Genomic DNA, 20,857 nt, shown 5'->3' on the forward strand with positions numbered 1-20,857 from the left:
ATCCCTTCACATCGGATACTCGGGCAGCGCGATGTCATCGCGCAGGGTACGAGCCACCAGACGATCCCCCAACGGAACGACATTCAGAGCACGCATGACCAATTGACCCAGTCGGATACCGAGCTCTGTCTTCGGCGCGAACACGGGGATGAGCTTCTCCGCGCTGCGCTGTTTGGCTTCGACCAGTGGGCGCATGAGCTTCTCATAGGCTCCGAACGCTCGGCGGTAATCGCCACGGGCACAGAGCAATTCACCAGCCAATACATACGCTGCGGTGATAGCCAGACCGGTGCCTTCCCCGGCAAGTAACGATACGCATCCGGCGGCATCGCCGATCAACGCGACACGCCCCTGGCTCCAACGGTCCAAGCGAACCTGGCTGACGACGTCGAAGTAAAGGTCATCGGCGTCATCGACCGCGGCCAGCATGGGTTTGCATTCCCAGCCTTCATCGGCGAACTCGCGCCACAGCAGTGCCTTATGCGCGTCGAGACCCCCTGGATGGCGGTCGCGCCCTGAGCGGAACACGAACAGGAACAGGGTGCGGTCGTCGCGCAAGGCGAACCGCGCGGCGGATCGCCCAGGCCGGCTGTAGGTGACATACACCAGTTCATCGCGCGGTCGATAGCCCTCGACCACACAGGCCGCGACCCAACAGCCCAAATAGTGTTCGGCGCCCGGCCCGAAGGCCAGCCGGCGAACCGTGGAGTGCAGCCCGTCGGCGCCGATGACGAGGTCGAAATCACGATCCTGCATCCGCTCGAAGCTCACCCGCGCACCGTCGGTGTGTTCGTCGATCGCCGTGATGCTGTCGTCGAAAATCGTCTCCACATCGTCCGCGATGGTGGAGTAGATGATGGCGGCGAGATCACCGCGAGCCAGGCTGGTGAGCTTGCCGTCGGTGGCGTGGCGGAAGCCGTCGACACTCAGGCTGGACCGGGCCCGACCGTCGGGACCGACCGAGCGCAGCGTCTGCACCTGGTAACCCGCGCTGCGGATCGCGGCTTCCAAGCCCATGCGCTGCGCGACCCGGTAGCCGACACCCCAGAAGTCGATCACGTAGCCGCCGGTGCGAAACTGCGGCGCCCGCTCGATCAACGTCGGCTCGTGCCCGGTTCGGTGCAGCCAATACGCCAGTGCCGGCCCGGCCACGCCGGCTCCGCTGATCGCGACCTTCATATCGCACATCCCTTCGCGCAGCCACCAGTGTAGTGAGCAATAGTTGCACTAAGCAATAGTAGCCGCGCCCAGGGTGAGTGTCCCCGAGAGCGTTCCCCAGAGGGTTGCTCGCCAGAACTTCGAAGCAAGGAGTTTCACCCATGGGCGGTCAGCTTTTCGGCGCGTTGACCCCGCCATCTGGATCAGATGGGTGATGATGCGTATGTGTCTTATGAGGCAGATGTGGCGAACGTGCAACCGCCCGATGACGCGTTGCCCGAGCAACCAGCTGCACGTACGGCAGCCCAACCCGAGCCACCGGTCGAACAGCCTCCGGAGTCCGCTCAGCCGGATCAGCAGGACGCGTTGTCCATGCCGAAGCCTTCGCTCGGTCGCAGGAAGGCCGACGACATCGGCCGGGCTTCGTTCAAGGCCATATCTGGCATCGCCCGTTTCATGGCGAGCGCCGCTCGGTATGGCGCGGTCGCTGCCACGAAGGCATGGCGTGGACTCGAAACGGTGCCTACCGCGGGCAAGCTCTTCTCCTCGGCGATCCTCGCGTTCCTCCTCGGAATCTTCGGCGCCGTCGCGCTCGACAGCGTTTTGGGCTTGCTGTGCACGGTCGTCGTGGTACCGGCGAGCGCCGGCGTTCTCGGTGCGTTGGGATGCCGCTGGTACGGCAGGCTCAGCGTGGAGACGGCCCCACGTACCTATGCTCACCAGGCTGAGCGCACCGACTCAGAACTACAGCGGTCGGTCCAGTACGTGGACCGAAAACTCACGTTGGCGATCACCTCCCTGGGGACCGAACATCACCATCAAGCGGTCATAGCGCTCTTCCAAGCGAAGACCGCTGCCGAACTCACACTCGGCACCGAACAAGACCTCGCTAGCTATGGCGACATCTCGCTTCGCCCGGAGGACTACGGCCTACGGCCGAAGATCCGGAGCGGGGCGAGCTCGGCGGCGCGGGAGAGCACCTCACTGGCATCATGACCCGGCGCAATCTCTGAACCGTTCGGCTAACCGGTTTCACGATGGACTCAGGCGACACATGCAGGGCGGCCCGTGACCCGAACCCAGATCCGTGCGAAGGTCGTCAGCGTCGTCGCGTTCAGGTCACTGCTCGTCTTGGGCGTGTTGGACTTCCATTTCACGACCCGCAACCGGAGACTGCCAGCGCAGCTTCGGCGCCGGCAATGCCGATACGCACGCGCGAAACTCTGCGAGTCAGCCTCGAACCAAAGAAGACTCTCCTCCTCGAAATTTGCGCTTCATCGGAGAACTCGCGGAACCTGAGCCGCGATCGCCAACGCCTGATACACCGCGTGCGCATCATCCCACGCCACCCCGTCCTCACCGGACAGTAACGCCCGCATCCGTTGCCGAAGCGAATCGGCTGGATCCTCGTGATGGATCAGGTCGACCGCGATCGCGGTGGCGACCAAGGCAGCGTCGGACTGGCCGAGCCCGCTGAACGCGGAGTGTTTGTCCAGTGCAAGCGCAAAGTCCCGGATGCCCGCCGTGAAGCCGTCAGCGCCTGTCACCCGCAGCAGCCATTCGACCGCCGACAGCCGGTACGGGCTCTTCACGTCCCCACCGTCTGCCGCCATCATCGCCTCAGTCCTTGACCATCGCCAACGATGTCGGCAGCAATGTCGAACTCTCGCCGGGGCCGACGAAATATGCGATCGGCCCGTGGCGAGCGAACGCGCCTTGACGAATTACTGCCTCGTTCGCTAATTCGGAGCGCTTGCACCATCAATGGTGAACAGAAGGGGCTGCCTGGCAACGAACCACCTCACCTGGTCGAGACCACACCAAGCACAAGCGGCAGGTCGCCACCTCATGCTGCCGACCAGACTTCCCGGCACACCGTGGTCGAACCCTATCGTGTCGAACCTCGATACGCATCGATAACCCGTTATCACCGTGTCATTAGCTCCGAGACGGAATGTCCGGGTTCATCCCGCGTTCACGGGAGAAGCGCTCGGCTTGGGGCGAGGGGCACTCACGGCAACTGACCGGCCGGTCCGGGTTCAGTCTCAGGCTGGACCAGGCGGAAATGCGAGTTGGCCCGCTGCAGGAAACGGCGTTCGAAATGCCCTTCGATCTGCTTGCCGTCGACCGTACCCGTGAGCACAAGCCGATCCGGATCGTCTTGGCGGTAGAACAGGACGATGGGCTGCGATCGGTCAGGGCGGCTCAGCTCGAGGCGACCGTCTTCGACGTCGAGTTCATACGCCGTGATGTAGCCCGCCGGGTTCTGCGTGACGGCGCTCATGTAGTCGCTGGGCCGGTGTGTGATCGCGACGTTGACCCATGGCTCCGGGCCGGTCTGCTGCAGGGTGGCCTCCCGACCGTCGATGGTGAACGACGTTGCCCGCCAAACCCCGTCGATCGTGGACAAGCGGTTGTGCATCAAGTGAAGGCTCACGGCACTCAGCACGGCCGTGAACACCACACATGCCACGGCAAGACTCCACTTGACGCCTGAGCCGGTGCGCCGCAGCCATCGCGTGTCCGCACCGGGTACGGGCCACAGCGTGACGGGCTCAGTTGCCCCACGCTGCAATACGACCCGCGCCAAGGGCCGCCAGTACGGTGCGGTGATCGCGACCGCGATGAGCAGCAATTGACCGGAGACCTGTTTGACCGGAACGTCATAGCACAGGTTCAGGAGGAACACCTGCCCCATGGCGACGATCGCGATCAAGGCGCCCAGCAACCAGGTGCGCCGCCACAAAAGCAGTGCGCCCGCGACAAATTCGACCATCCCGGCAGCGATCGAATACGGGGCCGATGCGCCCATGAATCCCCACAGCGTGTTCATCAGGCTGACGTCGCCGACCAATTGGATCTGATAGCTCGGCAACGCCATGTAGCCCATCTGTGACGGGATCAGCTTGGCCAGGCCGTACAGCAGCATCGACAATGCCAGCGCCAGCCGCGCCACCACGAGCAGCAACGCCGCCAGACCGCGATAGTTCGGCCGCCTGCCGTCGAGAACTGTCCAGAGAGCGGTGATCACCACGGCGACCAGAAGCCAGCCCAGGTGAAAGCACCACGTGGCCAGGGAATCCCCCGATGTGGACAGGGCCAGGTGCACACCTTCCCCGCGCGCCACATAGCTGCCCAGCTGAGCAAGCGCCTGCAGCAGCGGCCACATCACCACCGCCAAGCCGAGATTGCCGTAGACCGAGAGCACGATGATGCCTCCACCGATCGTGAACAACAATCGGAATGCGAGCTTCTGCGCCGGGCTCCAGACCGCGGCAGGCTTATCCGGCTCGGCAACCGGATCGTCGGACAGATCAGCGGTGGTCGTCACACCAAAACGCTAATCCAACGGCAACCGCCCCGTCGCGGGGGAAAACCTCCAATGCCGCGGCGCCCGATCGTCACGAAATACGCTGAGCTTCTCCAGTCTCGGCGTCGAAGAAGTACGTCCGCTCGGGCGGCATCGCGAGGCCGATCTTCGCACCGGACGCGAATTCGGTATCGGCGGGGGCTTGCGCGATGACACGGGTCTGCCTACCGGCTCCGCTGTCCACCACGGCGGTGATCAGAACGTGGCTGCCGAGCGGCTCGACGAAGTCGACGCGGGCGGGCACCATGCCGTCCACACACGAGTTGTGCACCCGCAAATGCTCGGGACGCACGCCGACGGTCACGGGGCGATCGGGAGAAGACATCGGCCTGACCTCTGCGGCACCGACGTGCAGAGCGCCATGGCGGATCTCGGCCGGGATCAGGTTCATCGGCGGGCTTCCCATGAACGCCGCGACGAACGTGTTCGCGGGCCGGTTGTAAATGTCATCGGTGGTGCCGATCTGTTGGACCTCACCGGCCGACATCACACACAGCCGATCTCCCAGCGTCATGGCCTCGACCTGGTCGTGCGTGACATAGATGGACGTGACGGGCACTTCGCGATGCAGACGCTTGAGGTCACCACGTACTTGGTTGCGCAGTTTGGCGTCGAGGTTGGACAGCGGCTCGTCGAGCAGGAACGCCCGCGGATCACGCACGAGCGCCCGGCCCATGGCCACCCGCTGCCGCTGGCCACCCGACAACTGTCCCGGCTTGCGGTCCAAAAGCTCGGTGATCTGCAGCAATTCGGCCGTCTCACGCACGCGCCGCTCGATCTCCGCTTTGGGCGTGCGCCGCTGCCGCAGCCCGTAGGCCAGATTGCGATGCACCGACATGTGCGGATAGAGCGCGTAGTTCTGGAACACCATAGCGATGTCCCGCTGCCCCGGCGCGAGATCGTTGACCACCTTGCCCCCGATTCTGATCTCGCCGGATGTCGGCTTGTCGAGACCGGCCAGCATGCGCAGCGCGGTGCTCTTGCCGCAACCGGACGGGCCGACGAGGATGAGGAACTCGCCATCGGCCACGGTCAGGTCGAGGCCCTTCAATGCGAGCACGCCACCCGGGTATCGGCGTGTGACGCCACGAAACTCTACTTCCGCCAAGGCATTACTCCCGTCTCGCAGATCTTCACCATGGCTATCCCTTCAGGCCGGTGCTGGCCACGGATTGGACGAAGTACCGTTGCGCGCCGATGAACACCAACAGCATCGGCAGCAGGCTCATCACGTTGGCGGCCATGAGCAGCGGCCACTTGACCCGGTGTGCGCCCTGGAAGTAGCTGAGCCCCAGGGGGATCGTCATCTGATCCTGCGACGTGATGACGATCAGCGGCCACAGGAAGTCATTCCAGGACGTGAGCACCGTCAACGCCGCCAGGGTCGACAATGCCGGCAGTGACAGGGGCAGCACGATCTTGAACAGCACACCCAGCCGCGACGTTCCGTCGACCCTGGCCGCCTCCTCGAGCTCCACCGGAACCGTCTGAAAGAACTGACGCAGGAAGAAGATCCCGAACGCGGTGGCCAGGTTGGGCAACATCAGGGCGCCGATGTGATCGATGCCCAGGCCCGCCCACACGTTGTCGCCGAACCACTTGACGATGAGGAACACCGGGATCATCGTGACCTGGAAGGGCACCATGAGCGTGGCCATCAGCGTCACGAAAAGCGCTCCGCGCCCGAGGAAACGGATGCGGGCGAACGCGTAGCCGGCCAAGCTGCACACGATGAGGTTGCTGGCCAGCACCACCAACGTCACCAGGGCGCTGTTGAGGAAGAAGTGGCCGAACGGTGCGGTGGCCCAGGCCTCGGAGTAGTTCTCGAACCGGGGATGCTCGGGTATCAGCACCGGCGGGAACCGGTTGGCCTCGCCTTCGGTCTCCAGCGAGGTGATCAGCATCCACAGCAGCGGAACGATCAGGATGAAGGTCATCGGAATGAGGACCAGATGCCAAGGGCTGAACGGCAGGCGCCAATGGCGCCGGGTGCCGGTGTCGGGTTCGATCACCGACGGCGCAGGTGCGGGGAGAAGTTTCGTCATGGGGTGTGCACATGCTTTCGGGCGAGACGGAACTGCACGGCGGTGATCAGCAGGATGACCACGAACAGGGCGTAGGCCATCGCCGCGGCGTACCCGGCGTCGAACTGCACGAACGCACGGTCCCACAGGTAGTACACGATGACCGTGGTGGCCCGCAGCGGCCCGCCCCGCGTGGTCGCGTAGACCTCGTCGAACAGCTGCAACGCGTTGATGGTCAGCCAGACCACCAGAAACAGGTTCGCGGGGCCGAGCAGCGGGACCGTGATGGTGCGGAACCGCGTGAACGGGCTGGCGCCGTCGATCGCGGCGGCCTCGTGCAGTTCGGCGGGAACACCTTGCAGTGCCGCGAGATACACGATGACCGAGAAACCGGTCCAGCCCCAGATCGTCATCGCCACAATCACATACAGCGCTTGTGACGGCGAGGCCAGGAACGGCTGCGACGGTGCCCCGACGGCGTTGAGGGCCGCGTTGACCAACCCGTAGTCGCGGTCGGTCAACCACAGGAAGATGATGCCCTGCGAGATGGTCGACACGGCCATCGTGATGTAGGCGGCCGTCCGATACAGCGAGATGAACCGAACAGAGCGGTTCAGCGCCGTGGCGACCACCAGACCGACCACCATCGTGCCGGGCACGAACAATGCCGTGTAGATGATGGTGTGCTTGATCGCCTCGACGAACACCGGATCGTCGGCCAGCTTGCGGTAATTGTCCAGCCCCACCCACGGGGTTTCGGGCGTGAGCAGATCCGACTGCTGAAAGGACAGCATGAGCGACATGAGCACCGGCAGCAGACCGAACACACCGATCAGTGCTGCTGCCGGGCTCACCAAGGCCCATCCTGCCGCGGTTTCGGATTGACCGACACGGCTGAGCCGGAACCGGTTCCGCTTCTTGGGGACTTCCTCAAGCATGTCCGTGAACCCCGGGTCGCCTATTTCCCGGCCAGGGTGGCGTCGGTGGCGTCGGCCGCATTCTTCAGCGCGGTCGCGGGCTCGTCTTTGCCCAGCATCACGGCGACGACGGCCTGCCCGAGCGCCTCGGAGATCGCGGGATACTGCTCGACCGCCGGCCGCACCTTCTTGACGTTGGTCAGGTTCTCGACGAATGTCGCACTGCCGGGCAGTTTTTCGTTGAGTTGGTCGCGGAAGGCCGGATCCTGCCCGACCGACAACCGCGTCGGCAGGTCACCGGTGCCAAGGGAGAATGTCCTGACCTGATCGGGTGCGGTCAGCCACTTGACGAAATCGATCGCGGCCTGCTTCTTCTTGTCGCCGTTGTCGAACACCACCCAGTTATCGGGGCCCGAGATGGTCTGGTGGGCACCGTCGGTGCCGGAGAAGGTCGGCATCACCTGCACGCCGTAGTCGATGTCGGAAAGCTGGCTCAGATCCCATGGTCCGGTGACCAGCATCGCCACCTTGCCGCTGTTCATCAGCTTGGGGCCGTTCTCGTTGGTGGTGTCGAGGTAGAGCGACTTGTCGGTGACCGCCATGTCGCGCAGCGCCGTCAACGCCCTGACCCCGGCCTCTGAGTTGAACGCGGCGTGCGTGTTGTCGGGAGTCAGCACGTCACCACCGGCTTCCCACAGCATCGGGATGTAGTGCCACACCGTGTCCTCGCTGCCGTCGGCGGGAATCAGCCAGCCGTACTGGCCCTTCGACGGGTCGGTGAGCTTGGCGGCCGCGGCGCGGAAGTCGTCCCACGTCCAGCTCGCAGTCGGCGCCGCAACGCCGGCGTCGGCGAACAATTTCTTGTTGTAGACGATGGCCAGGTTGTCGACCAGGGCCGGGACGCCGATGATCTTCTCGCCGACGGTCGCGGCCTGGCGTTCGGCGGGATAGAAGTCATCCCAGCTCCAGTCGCCCTGGTTCACCACGTCGGACATGTCGACGACCTGACGGATCTTGGCGATGTTCGGAGACCACGATCCGAACATGTACGCGACGTCGGGGGCGCTCCCGCCCCGCACGGCCGTCAGAACCTTCTGCAGCACAAGGTCGTTGCTGGAGTAGAGCTCGGTGACTTTGACGTCGGGGTGCTCCTTGTTGTACTGGTCGATGAGGTTCTTGAAGACTTTGCCTTCGGTGTCCTGATAGCCGTGCCAGACGGCGATCTCGGTCGGGCCGGACGACGAGTCTGCGCCCCCGCAGGCGGTGAGCAGACAGACGAGCGCGGTAACCAGTGCGATGCAGAGCCGGCGTCGGATCACGGTGGACACTCCTTGGTTGGCGACTTCTGAACGGGGGATACGACTTTCACGGTCTGAGAGTCTGGCGCAGCGACTCGGGTAGCAGGTTCCCGTGCGCGGTGGTCAATTCGTCGCACAGTTCCCAGATCTGGTCCACCGTGAGCGTCGCGGCGGTGTTGGGATCGACCATGGCCGCCGCTCGGACCAGGCGCGGATCGCCGTCGGTGTATGCCCGGACCGCGAGGTCCACCGGCCCGAGGAAACTGCGGTTGAGCGCGGCGCACTGCGGGGGCAGTTCGCCAACTCGCATGGGGTGCGCCCCCAATGCGTCGAGCGTGGTCGGAACTTCGACCGCGACCCCGTTCGGCAGGTTCGTGATCAGGTCTTCGTTCGCGACGTTCGCCGAGATCACCCTCGTGGTCCCCGTCTCCAGAGAGTGGATCACCTGGGGTGCGTACTCCGTCGAGCTCGTATCGATCGGGAGTTCTTCGGTCCCGGCCAGCTCCGTGCGGACCCGGCGGTACTCGGCGAGGTTCGCCTCGCTGATGGAGACATACTCACCGATGTTGATCCGCAGGCGCTCGACCTCGGCCGGATGCCGGACGTACCAGGGCACGTATTCGCTGGAATGCTCGCTGGTCTCCGTGGGGTAGTAGCCCAACCGGCGGTACATGTCGACCCGCACGCGCCTGCGCAGTTCGGGATCTGCCGCGATGCGCTCGTCCAACGTCGGATAGAGACTCTGACCGTTGCGTTCCCACCGCAAAACCCACGCCTGGTGGTTGACCCCCGCCGACCAGTACGACACCTCGTCATACGGCACGTCGACGAGTTCGCACAGGCCCACCATCGTCCAGTACACCGAATGGCACAGACCGAGCACCTTCAGCTTGGGAGCGACGCGGTGCAACAAAGTGACGTTCATGGCCATCGGGTTGGTGTAGTTGAGCAGCCACGCGTCGGGGCATACCTCCGCCATGTCCCGGGCGATGCCGGCGAGGACGGGAAATGTCCTGAGCCCACGGAAGATCCCGCCGATTCCGATGGTGTCACCGATGGTCTGGTTCAGCCCGTACCTGGCCGGTATCTCGAAGTCGCGCAGCGTCGCCTCGTGCATGCCGACCTGGATGACGTTGATGACGTAGTCGGCGCCGTCGAGGGCGCGCCGGCGGTCGGTGCTGGCGATGACCTCCGGATCGGCACCCGCGGCACGGGCGGTGGCCCTGGCAATGGCCTCGGCGGTTTCGAGCCGCTCGGCATCGATGTCGTGCAGGACGATTCGGACCGATGCCAGCTCGTCGAAGGACAGGATGTCGCCGAGCAGTTCGCGGGTGAACTCGACACTGCCCGCACCGATGATGACAATTGTGGGTTTCACGTATGGCTCCTCAACTGGGTGCTTTCGAAGGCCGCTGCGGTTGGAGTCGGTGCGGCACCACGTTTTTCGTCGCTGTAGACCATCAACGTGGATCCCACCAGGGCCAGCAGGATTCCGACCGCACCATAGGGCGTGGGCAGGGTGTGATAAGCGGCGAGCGACACCACGATCGTGAGCGCCGGCGCAAGCGCGTTGGTGGTCGGCGCCACGATCGTGGCCTTGCCGCGGCTGAGTGCCATCACCAGGAAGAGCGCGCCGACGGCGTTGAGCAACTGCGTCGCCGCGGTGAGAACTGGTGCTTGCCAAGGAAATCCGGTCGGTATGCCGCCCATCGAGAGCACTGCGACCGGGATCAGGATGACCGCGCTGATCGCCATCCAGCCGAAGGTGGTGACTTCGTTGACGCCGATGGTCGCCGTCTTGCGCATGAAGTAGGCTTGCACACCCCACGCCACGCAGATCAGCACCGCCAGCGGCAGCCACGGACCGGACGAACCGTCAGAGTCGCCACCGGTGATGCTGAACAGCACGATCGCGGCGAGCGCGGCAACGAGTCCGACGACCGCGAGCGGGCTGATGCGCTCGCGCAGCAGCGCAATCGCCATCAGCACTGTGACAGCCGGTGAGATCGACACGATCGGAAAGATGAGATATGCCGGCCCCATCGTAAGGGCCTGGAACAACAGCAATTGGCCGCCTGCGCCGGTGAGCCCGATGAGCAGGCCGTATACCGCGGCCCGCGGTCGCCGGTCGAAACGCTGTCTCCGCAACGCGAAGGCCGCCGGGATGATCATGGCGAGCGCCCAGATGCTGTAGATCATTTCGTCGGGATATCCGTATTTCGTTGCGGGAAGGGCGGACAGCGCGCCCCAGACACCCCAGAACAGAATGAGAAGCGCGGCGTAGAAGATCCAGCTGCGCGACGGTTGTCCGGTCATGGTGGTCACTTCTTCAGATCGAGTAGCAAGGTGGGGTTCAGCGGATGTCCGCTGTTTTTGGCGGCATAGAGCGCCGCTCCGATCGCCGGATCGAGCAGCGGGCGCCTCAGGTCGTACCGGGCGTCGGTGGCGCGTAATGCATCGACGAACAACCCCAGAAAGCCGTCGTCGGAAAACATTCCGCCCGAGTAGGAGACCGGCACGGTTTCGTCGTCGGCGAATCCGAGACGCACCCGTGTGGTGTCGACCAGCGCCACGAGCTCGTCGGCACCGGCAACCAGGATCCGGTGGGCCGCCTTGTCGCCGGCGCTCGCCGCTTGACACACCGTGGTCGCCAGCGCGGCAATGGAACTGCGGCTGCCCGACCACTTGTCGATGACGAGGCTTACGGCGTCGAGATCAGCGGTGAGCTGCAGCCGCTCCTTGATGAGTGCGAAAAGCGGTCCGCGTGCCAGCCTGCCGTCGCTCATCCTGCTGAAGGTGTTCAGCCCCTGTGTCGCCACCCAGTACGCCGAACCTTCGTCGCCGAAAAGCTCTCCCCATCCGCCGACCCGTTGGCCCACACCCTGGCGCTCGCCGTAGGTCATCGACCCCGTGCCGCTGATGACGTTGATGCCGTCCTCGCAAGCCAGTGAACCTGCCCAGCCGCACACCATGTCGTTGCCACAGTGGTAGCGGTCATGGCCGAGTACGCGTCCGGGCACGGCGTCCAGACGTTCGAGATCCTCGCTCGCCTCGCCATAGCCGGGCAATCCGAAGAACGCCGAGTCGATGTCGGCGGGTGTGATGCCGGCCTGCGCGCAGATGTCGGTAACACCTTGAGCCAGCACGCGTTCGACCACGTCGAAGCCGTCGCTGAAGTAGTACGAGGTCGGGGCGGCCGACCGTGCCAGCAGCCGGCCCGCCGCGTCGATCAGAGCGAACGCGGTTTTCGAGCCGCCGCCGTCGACACCCAGATAACGAGCCATCGCGTTCACCGCACCAACGACCGGTCGGCGGTGCCCAGCGGATAGATGGTCACGCCTTTGACCACGCGGCTGACTTCACCGGACGGGAACGGATTGTCCGGGGTCTTGGCGTGCTCCAGCGATGTGAACAGCGCCAGATACTGGGCGAACACCAGGTACGGCAACGCGATCTGGGCATCGTCGAGGCTCCCCAGGCCTGGCAGCACAATGGCGGGCCCCAGCTCGTCCGGGATCGGTTCGGTGCTGATCACGGTCACGGCATCCGGTCCGAGTTGCGCACGGATCTCGGCGATGATGTCGAGGTCGTACCGGCGGGTGTAGGGGTCCGTCGACACGTACACCACGACCATGGTGTCACCGTCGAGCACGGATTTCGGGCCGTGCCGGAACCCCAGCGGCGAATCGAAGTAGGTGACGACCTCGCCTGCCGTGAGTTCCAGGAGTTTGAGCGCTGATTCCCGCGCCAGCCCCTCGAGTGGACCACTCCCCAGATAGACGAACCGTTGCTTGCCGGTCCGCGCCAGGGCCCGGACGTCGGGCTGCAGGCCGATCACATGTTCGGCCGCGGACGCCAGGGACTCGGCATCGGCCGGCCGGCTCGCGCCCAGCATGGTCAGGCACGCCAACAACATCGACGTCAAGCTCGACGTCATCGCGAACCCGGTGTCGTTGGTGCGCTCGGGCATCAACACGACCTTTGAATTCGACCGGCTGCTGTGGGCGCGAGCCAGCTCACCGCCGCTGTCACAGGTGTACACGAGGTGCCAGACGTCGTCGACGAGTTGGTCGGCCAGGGTCGTGGTGGCGAGGCTTTCGGGGCTGTTGCCCGAGCGTCCGAACGAGACGACCAGCGTGGGCGTCTCACGTTCCAGGTGATCGAACGGGTTGGCGACGATGCTCGTCGTCGGGATCGCCTCGACGCGCCGGTTGAGGTGACGGCGGAGTGCGGGGGCCGCGATGTCGCCCAGGAACGCCGAACTGCCCGCGCCGGTGAGGATGACCCGCAGGCCTTCACGGTCGGTGACGCCACGGAGGAATTCGGCGATGCCGTCGTCGGGACGGCTCGCGACCTCGCGCCAGGCGTCCGGTTGCTGACCGATCTCGAGAATGGTTGCCCCACCCTCCACTTGGGCGGGGATGTCGCGGTTGATCTGAGAGCTAGTCATCGGCCCCTCCGGTCGTGAGCACACGGTCTGTGGTCTGGCAAGCGCGGGCATAGGGGCGCAATGCGTCGCGAATGCGGTCGAGCATCAGGGACTGCGGGTCGGGCGCCAAGACACCCGCTCGCACCCGCTCGTACTGTGCGGGTAGGAACTGGCTGATCAACGGCAACGGCACCGTCGCGCGGTCAAGGTTGGTCAGCAGGGTCCGGCGAGCCGTCTCAACCTCCTCGTCCGCCCAGTAGTAACGCAGTCGATCGCTGTAGCTGTACCGGCGGGCCGTGCGCTGGGTGATCGGATCGCCTTCGTAGTAGTTCTGCCAGTATCCGGGTTCGGCCAGCATCCTGCGCTCGACCACCTCGATGAGATTGGACCGCGATGGCGACGCGACGATCTCGTTCTCGATGTGCGCCAATCCGAACAGCGCCTCTCGCATCGCAAAGGTCAGGGCGGGACCGACTTTGAGGATGGCCCAATGGTCTTGCACGAGAGCGCGGAGATGTTCGGGCCGCTGGTAGTCCGTGGAGTGCGCCTCGAACACCAGGTGATCCTCGGTGTCGAGGACATGGCGCAGTTCCGCGGTGGCGTCGTGGCGGTACTCGATGACGTTGACGTGATCGAACTCGACGCCGGGCTGTACCACCAGCGCGATGATCCGCGGCCAGACGTGCTCAAGACCGACCGCGGAGAACGCGGCGCGGTGCGCGGAGATGGTGCGCCGGGCCCGGTCGGCAGGCGTCGGCGTGAGCTCGCCCAACGTTTCGTGCGCACCGCCGGGAACCGGGACTTCGGTGCCGATGACGTACACGGGACCGGCCACACCAGCGCGATGGGCAGCGTCTTCGGCGACCTGCAACAACCGCGCGGTACGGCTCGCCACCACGTCGTCGGACAGCACGGCGGGGTCGTCGCCACACGACATGCTGCAGTCGAGATGGATCTTGGTGTATCCGGCTTCTACGTACGCCGACACGAGCACCTCGGCGTTACGCATTGCGGCATCGGCGGATTCACGCTGCCATCGGTTGGGCCCGAGGTGGTCGCCACCGAGCACGACCCGGTCCCGCGGGAACCCGTACTCGTCGGCGACGCCGAACACGAGGTCACGGAAATCTGCCGGGCGCAGGCCCGTGTATCCACCGAACTGGTCGACCTGGTTGGACGTGGCCTCGATGAGCACATAACTGCCGTCGGCGGCGGCCTGCTCGATCGCGGCCGCGACCACGGTCGGGTGTGCCGAGCACACCGAATAGGTGCCCACCGCCGCACCGGCCTTGTGCCTGGCGATGGTCTCGGCGATCCAGTGTGCTGAATCCGAACGGGATTCGCTGTCCAGCAATATGTTCGAACGCGTCTTGGTCATCGCTCTGGATGTTCTCCTATGGTTGCGGTCGGCGTGAGCGCGCGACACAGGGCGACGACGGTGTCGCTGATCGCTTGGCGCGCGGTGGCCAGGAACGGCCGGGGATCGGAGACCGACGGATTAGCACTGAGCGAATCGCGGACAGCCTCCGTGTAAGCCAGGTTGAGTGCGGTGCCGACGTTGACCTTGCGGATGCCCGCGCGCACCGCGGAGCGGAGCTGAGGGTCGGAAACGCCCGACGAGCCGTGCAGGACAAGGGGTATCGCGACGCGTGATGCGATGTCACCGATCAGGTCGAGGTCGAGGCGGGCATCGCGTGTCGTCATCGCGTGGGTGCTCCCTACGGCCACGGCCAGCCCGTCGACACCTGTCGTCTCCGCGAACGCCGCGGCCTCGTCCGGGTCGGTGCGGGCTCCCTGCGCGTGCGCGGTGAGTTTGCCTCCGATCTCGCCCAATTCGGCTTCGACCCACAGGCCGACGCGATGCGCGCGTTGCACGTATGCCCGCGTCCGGTCGATGTTGTCCTGGAATGGCAGGTGGGCGGCGTCGACCATGATCGAGGTGACATCGAGATCGGCCGCGGTGTCGATCACCTCGGTGAGCAAGGCGACGTCTTGGAAGTGGTCGAGGTGGATTGCCAGCGGTGCCGCGCACCGCTCGGCAATGCGTGCGCAGGCCGAGACCAGCGGCGCGAGGTGGCCGCCGTGGAACCGGACGGTGTTCTCGCTCACCTGCATGAGCGCGGCGGCCCCTGCGCGTTCGACCCCCTCGGCGATGCCCTCGGCATGCTCGAGAGTTACGACGTTGAACGCGAGCACAGCGGTGCCGTCCGCCGTCGCGGCAGCCACGAGATCGGCTGTGGCTGAGAGGGTCACGGTGTGACCGTGGTCGTATCGGGCATTCGTCGATAATGGGAAGATCGCTCAAAGCGTGCAATAGTTGACGGTGAAGCGATCAGGAAAAATGATCGTTTCGCTCATATTGGAGGATTCAAGCAATGTCGACCAAGCGCACGGACCGGATGCGGGAAGTGCTCTCCCTGTTGCGTGACCGGGGCGAAGTGGAGTCTCAGGTGCTGTGCGCCGAGTTGTCCGTGTCGGCCGCCACGCTGCGCCGCGACCTCAGCGAACTCGAAGACCAGGGCCTCCTGGTGCGCACGCACGGTGGAGCCCGCGCACTCGATCCGAGCGACAGCGAGATCCCGGTCCGGCTGCGTGACCACCGGACCGTCGCCGCAAAGCGGCGGATCGCTCAGCACGCCGCGGCACTCGTGCCGGCGGGCCCGCAGGCGGTGGCCCTCACCGGCGGTGTCACCACCGGCGAGGTGGCGCGCGCCTTGAAGGGCCGGCCCCAGATGACCATCGTCACCAACTCGCTGACCATCGCGGCCGACTGCGCGATCGACGCTCACATGAAGGTGATCATGACCGGCGGCCTGGTTCGGTCGAATTCCCTTGAAGCCGTTGGCCCGATGTCCGAACATGCGTTTCAGGTGATCACGGTCGGCACCGCGATCCTCGGTGCCGACGGCATGTCGGCCGAGGTCGGGGCGACCACCTTCGACGAAGCCGAGGCCCGCACCGCGATCGCGATGGCCACCAACGCGCAATGCGTCATAGTCGCAGTCGACGGCTCGAAGATCGGCAAGGTCACGCTGGCAAAGATGGCGCCGCTCAACGAGATCGACCACCTGGTGACGGACTCCACGGCCGATGCCGAGCAACTCGAGCGCATCACCGCGGCGGGTGTGCGCGTCCACGTCGTCGAGGTGAGCTACGACTGATCACGTCGCATCATCCGGCGCAGCCACTTCTGGTCGTTGGTGGCGGCGTACGCGCTGACCAGCATCACGACCGCTCCCGTCAACTGCAGAACTGTCGGCCGCTCGCCCAGCACGACGGCCCCGAGCACGAGCGCCCCGACCGGGGTGAGCATGAGCAACGCGGCTCCGACGTCACTGGACAGGCGCGGCGTCGCACGGGCCACGAGGAGCCACCCGAGCACCTGGCCGAACAACGCCGTCAGCGCGAGCCAGCCCAGTGCGGCCATGCTCGGAGTGAGATCGACACCGTGCCAAGCGGTTCCGGCGATCAACGATGCCACCGCCGCTGTGGCGACCACGAGGCTGTAGGACTGCACGACATGACCGTGACGCCCGGAGCGCCGCAGCAGGTAAAGGAATCCCGAGTAGCACACCGCGGCGCCGATCGCGTGCACGGTGCCCCACACCGGGTCCGAACCTGACACGCCGTGTTCGAGTACTCCGCCGGTCAGGACCACTCCCACGATCAACCAGGGAAGACAGAACAGGTAACGGCGGTGCACGGGCTCGCGGTCGATGATCAGTGCCAGCAGCGGCACGATCACCACCTGGGCGTTGACCAGAACGGTCGACAGGCCCGCACCCACTTCCGCGATCGCCTGCGTCCACAGCAACATGTCCCCGGCGAAGAAGACCCCGGCAGCCGCGGCCGGCAGAAGCCACCGCGACGGTCGGCGAGTTTCCCGTCGGCGCTCGCGCACTGCGAGCCCCGCCAACGCGGGTAACGCGAGCGCACAGCGGTAGAACGAGGCAGTTCCCGGCGACACCCGGGACAGGTCGATGAAGATGGCCGATGCGGACACCGACAGGGCACCGGCCGACATCGCCAGCTCGGGCGTCCTCAGCGCAGCCAATCGTGCGTTCATGCACAGCGCATACCCTGGCGAGGTGACATCTCCACGTGGCGGATGCGTATGATCACGAATCTGCAGCTCAGCGGCACCTAACCAAGACGGCCAGGTGAGCCTGGATCGAACCTTCTCGTTCTCAGCAGCGGATACCTTCAAGCGGCGCGGTCGCTGCTGCCAGCGCCTCACCGACCGTCGTCGCGAAGCCCATCGTGGAGGCCGACCCGCCTAGATCCCGGGTACGAACCCCCGACACGGTCAGCGTGTGGTCGACCGCCGATTCGATCGCCTTGGACGCGTTCAGATAGGCGGGTTGGTTCATGCGAGTGCCCCACCAGTCCAGCAACAGCGCGGCGGACACAATCAAGCCCGTCGGGTTTGCGATTCCCTGTCCGGCGATATCAGGGGCCGAGCCGTGACCGGCGTTTGCGGCGGCATGGTGATCACCGACATTTAGCGCTCCGGCCAGCCCCAGGCCGCCCGCCAACGCCGACGCTTCGTTCGACAGAATGTCACCGAACATGTTGGTGGTGAGCAGAACATCGAACCGCTCCGGCCGAAGATAGAGATCGGCCGCCATCGCATCGATATCCATCTCCCGCAACTCGACATCCGGATAGTCGGCGGCGACCTCTTCCACGGTCGCCACAAACAGTCCGTCGGTCACCTGCATGACGTGACGCTTGCCGATGACAGTGACGTGTCCACGTCGCGCACGTGCGTGCTCGAAGGCGACCTTGGCGATGCGACGGGAGGCTTTCTCTGTGATCAATCGCAGCGAAAGTGCGGTGTCCGGTGTGGGCCGGAACTCGCCGTATCCTTCGAACAGGCTGCGGTCGGCATAGAACCCCTCGGTGTTCTCACGCACAACCAACACGTCAAGACCGTTGCGGCTCAGCGGAATACCAGCCCTGGCACGCGATGGCCGCAGGTTTGCATATAGATCGAGGCGTTTACGGATGGTACCTGGAATGTTGACGCCGCCGTCGCTGACCGGCGGGTACAACGTCATACCCCCGGGCCCGAGGATCACGCCGTCGGCGGCAACACAGGCTTCGACGACCGCCGGCGGCAGAGTCGTGCCGGTGCGGTCGTAGCAGGCCATCCCGACTTCGTGAGTTTCGAATTGCAGGCCCAGGCCGAACCTATTGTCGGCGATGTCGAGGATATGACGCGTCGCGGCACTGATTTCAGGCCCGATGTCGTCTCCTGGCAGCATGGCGATCTTCATCTTTTCTCCAATCATCTTGGGATAAACGGGGTTTTGATGTGCACTAGATCGGATAGGCCGACAGGGCACCTACGGCCAGCATGACGATGCCGACGACACAGGCGCGCCAGATCGCCTTGCGATGGTGGTCGCCCAGTTCGACTTTGGCCAACCCCACCAGGAGCAGAAATGAAGCGACCAGCGGGCTGGAGGTGTGCAGCGGCTGGCCCACGATCGAGGCCCGCGCCATCTCTTCAGCACTGATCCCGTAGTGAGAAGCCGCCTCTGTCAGGACAGGGAGCACACCGAAATAGAAGGCGTCGTTACTCATGAAGAAAGTCAGGGGAAGCGACAGCACACCGGCGACGACGGTGAGGTGCGGCCCGAAGCCGGCGGGGATGATCTCGACCAACCACGCCGCCATCGCATCGACCATTCCCGTTCCGTTGAGAACTCCGGTCAACATCGATGCGGCGAAGACCATCGCGACGACGGACACCACGCTCGCGGCGTGTGCCTTCAGTTGTTCGGCTTGCTCGATCACTCGAGGGAAATTGATGATCAGCGCAATGGCGACACCTGCCATCAAGACCACGGGAGGTTCGACAATGCCCCACACCAGCAAGGTCATCACCGCGGCGGTGAGTGCGAAATTGACCCAGACGAGTTTGGGGCGAGCATGGGGCCGATGCAGGTGGCCGGCGGCCTCGGGCGGCAGGTCGGCAAAATCTGAGGCGGACGCTCCCGGCTCATGAATGTGATTGCGCGGACCGTCTTTTGCGTGGTCCGTCGGCGTCGCCGAGATGGTGTGCCCGACCGTCGCCAGCTGCTCGGAAGCCACTGAGATCGGTTCGGTCTCAGCCTGTTCGGCGCCACCACTGCCTACTGCCAGGCGGCCGACGCGCTTGCGCTCACGACGCCCGAGGAAGTACGCCAGCACGTGCACTGCCACGACGCCCGCCACGATGGCCGGAATCATCGGGACAAAGATGTCGATCGGCGACACGTTTAGTGCCGCGGCCGCACGTGAGGTCGAACCGCCCCACGGCACGGTGTTGAGGACACCGTTGGCGGTCGCCGCTACGACCGTCAGAACAACCGGGCTCATTCTGAGCCTCAGATAGATCGGCAGAAGCGCCGACGTCACGATGATGAAGGTGGTCGAGCCGTCGCCGTCGAGTGACACGATCGACGTGAGCATCGCGGTACCAACCACCAGTCGCATCGGGTCGTTCTTGACGAAGCGCAGGATCACCCGGATCAACGGATCGAAGAGCCCGACGTCGATCATGATCCCGAAGAACGTGATCGCGAAGAACAACAGGGCCGCAGTGGGAGCCAGCTTGAGCAGGGCCTCCATGATCATGTCGGACAGGCCCAGGCCTGCGCCCGCGAAGAGCCCAAAAATGGTCGGCACCACGATGAGTGCCGCAACCGGAGTAACGCGCTTGGTCAAGATCAGGTACATGAAGGCCGTGATCATTGAGAAGCCAAGTATGACGAGCATCGTCTTCCCTTCAACGTGTGACGTGCCTCATGGTATACCTTAGCGCATTCCATTTGGAACACCATGTGGCGAGTTACTATGCATACGTGGCACGCGACAGCAAGGCCGACCAGGTGTACAGCACCCTGCGCGACGAGATCCTCAACGGCCGACTCAGGCCCGGGGATTCGCTCAGCGTGCTCAAGGTCGCCGAACGTTTCGGCGCATCGCGCACGCCGGTTCGCGAAGCGTTCGTGCGCTTGGAAACAGACGGCCTGGTATCGCTCATCGACCGGCAAGGAGCACGGGTCTCCTCAATCTCGATCGGAAGCGTTCGCGACCTCTTCGAGATGCGAATCATGTTGGAGAGCCGGGCAACTCATCAAGTAGCCCAGGCCGCAGCGAGCAATGACGAGGTTCAGCGGACCTTCGGTGAGCTGATCGAGCAGCTCACCGAAGTCGTCAACGACGAGGCCGCCGTGCGACACCGCGACCGCTTCTACCAACTGGCCGAGGCGTACGACCAGGCCATCATCACCTATGCCCGCAATCAACAACTCTCGCGGGTACTTGCCGAGATGCGACCCCACATCGCACGCCTTCGCATCGTTGCGCACTCACCCGAGCGGCTCACCCAGTCGGTGCAGGAACATCTCGCCATGTGCCGTGCCATCGTCGACGCGGATCCCGACGCCGCCGCTGACGCGTGCACCCAACATCTCCTCAACACCGAAAAAACAATCCTCGACGCCGTGCTTCACTCGGCCGGACTCGCAGTGCCCGTCGAGCTTGTCACCACGATGTAGTCATTCGCCGGCCCCAGGGCCTCGAGAGGCTGGTGAAGGATCAGTTTTCCACCCTTGTGCGGTGCGGTCCCGTACCGTACTGTCAACAAAGTTGATATACCTGGCCGTGCA

General features: G+C 64.8%; 19 protein-coding genes. 3 read left to right on the forward strand and 16 right to left on the reverse strand.

The genetic code is table 11. From position 1 onward, the window contains the following. Positions 1 to 6 precede the first annotated feature (6 nt). Positions 7 to 1,179 carry an FAD-binding domain gene (locus G6N67_RS10475; RefSeq protein ID WP_036432351.1) on the reverse strand — a complete coding sequence of 391 codons (1,173 nt, stop codon included), beginning with the start codon at positions 1,177 to 1,179 and terminating at the stop codon, positions 7 to 9. Between the two features lie 204 nt (positions 1,180 to 1,383). Here G6N67_RS10475 and G6N67_RS10480 point away from each other — a divergent pair, with 204 nt between their 5' ends. Then, positions 1,384 to 2,154, forward strand: a complete 771-nt coding sequence (locus tag G6N67_RS10480) for a hypothetical protein (protein WP_036435432.1) — start codon at positions 1,384 to 1,386, stop codon at positions 2,152 to 2,154. Positions 2,155 to 2,432: 278 nt separating this feature from the next. Here the strand turns inward: G6N67_RS10480 and G6N67_RS10485 are convergent, their stop codons facing one another. From G6N67_RS10485 to G6N67_RS10540, 12 genes are all read right to left on the reverse strand, one after another. After that, positions 2,433 to 2,774 carry a hypothetical protein gene (locus G6N67_RS10485; RefSeq protein WP_036432350.1) on the reverse strand — a complete coding sequence of 114 codons (342 nt, stop codon included), beginning with the start codon at positions 2,772 to 2,774 and terminating at the stop codon, positions 2,433 to 2,435. Positions 2,775 to 3,169: 395 nt separating this feature from the next. Beyond that, positions 3,170 to 4,489: a hypothetical protein gene (locus G6N67_RS10490; RefSeq protein WP_036432348.1), complete on the reverse strand. Its 1,320-nt coding sequence runs from the start codon at positions 4,487 to 4,489 to the stop codon at positions 3,170 to 3,172. A 70-nt stretch (positions 4,490 to 4,559) separates the two neighbouring features. Then, on the reverse strand, positions 4,560 to 5,636 hold the full coding sequence (locus G6N67_RS10495; protein ID WP_036432346.1) for an ABC transporter ATP-binding protein: 1,077 nt from the start codon (positions 5,634 to 5,636) through the stop codon (positions 4,560 to 4,562). Positions 5,637 to 5,670: 34 nt separating this feature from the next. Further along, on the reverse strand, positions 5,671 to 6,573 hold the full coding sequence (locus G6N67_RS10500) for a carbohydrate ABC transporter permease (RefSeq protein ID WP_036432344.1): 903 nt from the start codon (positions 6,571 to 6,573) through the stop codon (positions 5,671 to 5,673). Next, entirely contained in the window at positions 6,570 to 7,490 is a 921-nt protein-coding gene (locus G6N67_RS10505; protein ID WP_036432342.1) for a carbohydrate ABC transporter permease, read from the reverse strand. The genes G6N67_RS10500 and G6N67_RS10505 overlap by 4 nt, the downstream gene beginning before the upstream one ends. A 20-nt stretch (positions 7,491 to 7,510) precedes the next feature. Beyond that, complete coding sequence (locus tag G6N67_RS10510) at positions 7,511 to 8,788, reverse strand: ABC transporter substrate-binding protein (RefSeq protein WP_036435430.1); 1,278 nt, start codon at positions 8,786 to 8,788, stop codon at positions 7,511 to 7,513. A 46-nt stretch (positions 8,789 to 8,834) separates the two neighbouring features. Beyond that, positions 8,835 to 10,145 (reverse strand): alpha-galactosidase, encoded by a 1,311-nt coding sequence (melA, locus tag G6N67_RS10515; protein ID WP_036432340.1) that lies wholly within the window; start codon positions 10,143 to 10,145, stop codon positions 8,835 to 8,837. Next, positions 10,142 to 11,083, reverse strand: coding sequence for a DMT family transporter (locus G6N67_RS10520; RefSeq protein ID WP_036435429.1), 942 nt, complete (start codon positions 11,081 to 11,083; stop codon positions 10,142 to 10,144). Before G6N67_RS10520 ends, melA begins: the two co-directional genes overlap by 4 nt. A gap of 5 nt (positions 11,084 to 11,088) precedes the next feature. Next, on the reverse strand, positions 11,089 to 12,051 hold the full coding sequence (locus G6N67_RS10525) for an N-acetylglucosamine kinase (RefSeq protein ID WP_036435427.1): 963 nt from the start codon (positions 12,049 to 12,051) through the stop codon (positions 11,089 to 11,091). A gap of 5 nt (positions 12,052 to 12,056) precedes the next feature. Next, on the reverse strand, positions 12,057 to 13,217 hold the full coding sequence (locus tag G6N67_RS10530) for an SIS domain-containing protein (RefSeq protein ID WP_036432338.1): 1,161 nt from the start codon (positions 13,215 to 13,217) through the stop codon (positions 12,057 to 12,059). Further along, positions 13,210 to 14,574, reverse strand: a complete 1,365-nt coding sequence (locus G6N67_RS10535) for a D-tagatose-bisphosphate aldolase, class II, non-catalytic subunit (RefSeq protein ID WP_081812513.1) — start codon at positions 14,572 to 14,574, stop codon at positions 13,210 to 13,212. The genes G6N67_RS10530 and G6N67_RS10535 overlap by 8 nt, the downstream gene beginning before the upstream one ends. Beyond that, positions 14,571 to 15,449 carry a class II fructose-bisphosphate aldolase gene (locus tag G6N67_RS10540; RefSeq protein WP_036432336.1) on the reverse strand — a complete coding sequence of 293 codons (879 nt, stop codon included), beginning with the start codon at positions 15,447 to 15,449 and terminating at the stop codon, positions 14,571 to 14,573. Before G6N67_RS10540 ends, G6N67_RS10535 begins: the two co-directional genes overlap by 4 nt. Before the next feature lie 122 nt (positions 15,450 to 15,571). Here G6N67_RS10540 and G6N67_RS10545 point away from each other — a divergent pair, with 122 nt between their 5' ends. Next, on the forward strand, positions 15,572 to 16,357 hold the full coding sequence (locus tag G6N67_RS10545; RefSeq protein WP_036432334.1) for a DeoR/GlpR family DNA-binding transcription regulator: 786 nt from the start codon (positions 15,572 to 15,574) through the stop codon (positions 16,355 to 16,357). Here the strand turns inward: G6N67_RS10545 and G6N67_RS10550 are convergent. The 3 genes from G6N67_RS10550 to G6N67_RS10560 all read right to left on the reverse strand — a co-directional run bounded on the left by G6N67_RS10550 (position 16,348) and on the right by G6N67_RS10560 (position 19,961). Continuing rightward, entirely contained in the window at positions 16,348 to 17,262 is a 915-nt protein-coding gene (locus G6N67_RS10550; protein WP_051578672.1) for a DMT family transporter, read from the reverse strand. The two genes, G6N67_RS10545 and G6N67_RS10550, sit on opposite strands and share 10 nt — an antisense overlap. A 121-nt stretch (positions 17,263 to 17,383) precedes the next feature. After that, complete coding sequence (locus tag G6N67_RS10555) at positions 17,384 to 18,475, reverse strand: isocitrate/isopropylmalate dehydrogenase family protein (protein WP_036432332.1); 1,092 nt, start codon at positions 18,473 to 18,475, stop codon at positions 17,384 to 17,386. 43 nt (positions 18,476 to 18,518) lie between these two features. Further along, entirely contained in the window at positions 18,519 to 19,961 is a 1,443-nt protein-coding gene (locus tag G6N67_RS10560) for a CitMHS family transporter (protein WP_036432330.1), read from the reverse strand. Positions 19,962 to 20,047: 86 nt separating this feature from the next. On the opposite strand from G6N67_RS10560, the gene G6N67_RS10565 reads away from it, so the two are divergent. Next, on the forward strand, positions 20,048 to 20,746 hold the full coding sequence (locus tag G6N67_RS10565) for a GntR family transcriptional regulator (protein ID WP_036432328.1): 699 nt from the start codon (positions 20,048 to 20,050) through the stop codon (positions 20,744 to 20,746). Positions 20,747 to 20,857: the final 111 nt, after the last annotated feature.

It is taken from the genome of Mycolicibacterium mageritense, assembly GCF_010727475.1.
In the GTDB taxonomy this organism is placed as follows: domain Bacteria; phylum Actinomycetota; class Actinomycetes; order Mycobacteriales; family Mycobacteriaceae; genus Mycobacterium; species Mycobacterium mageritense.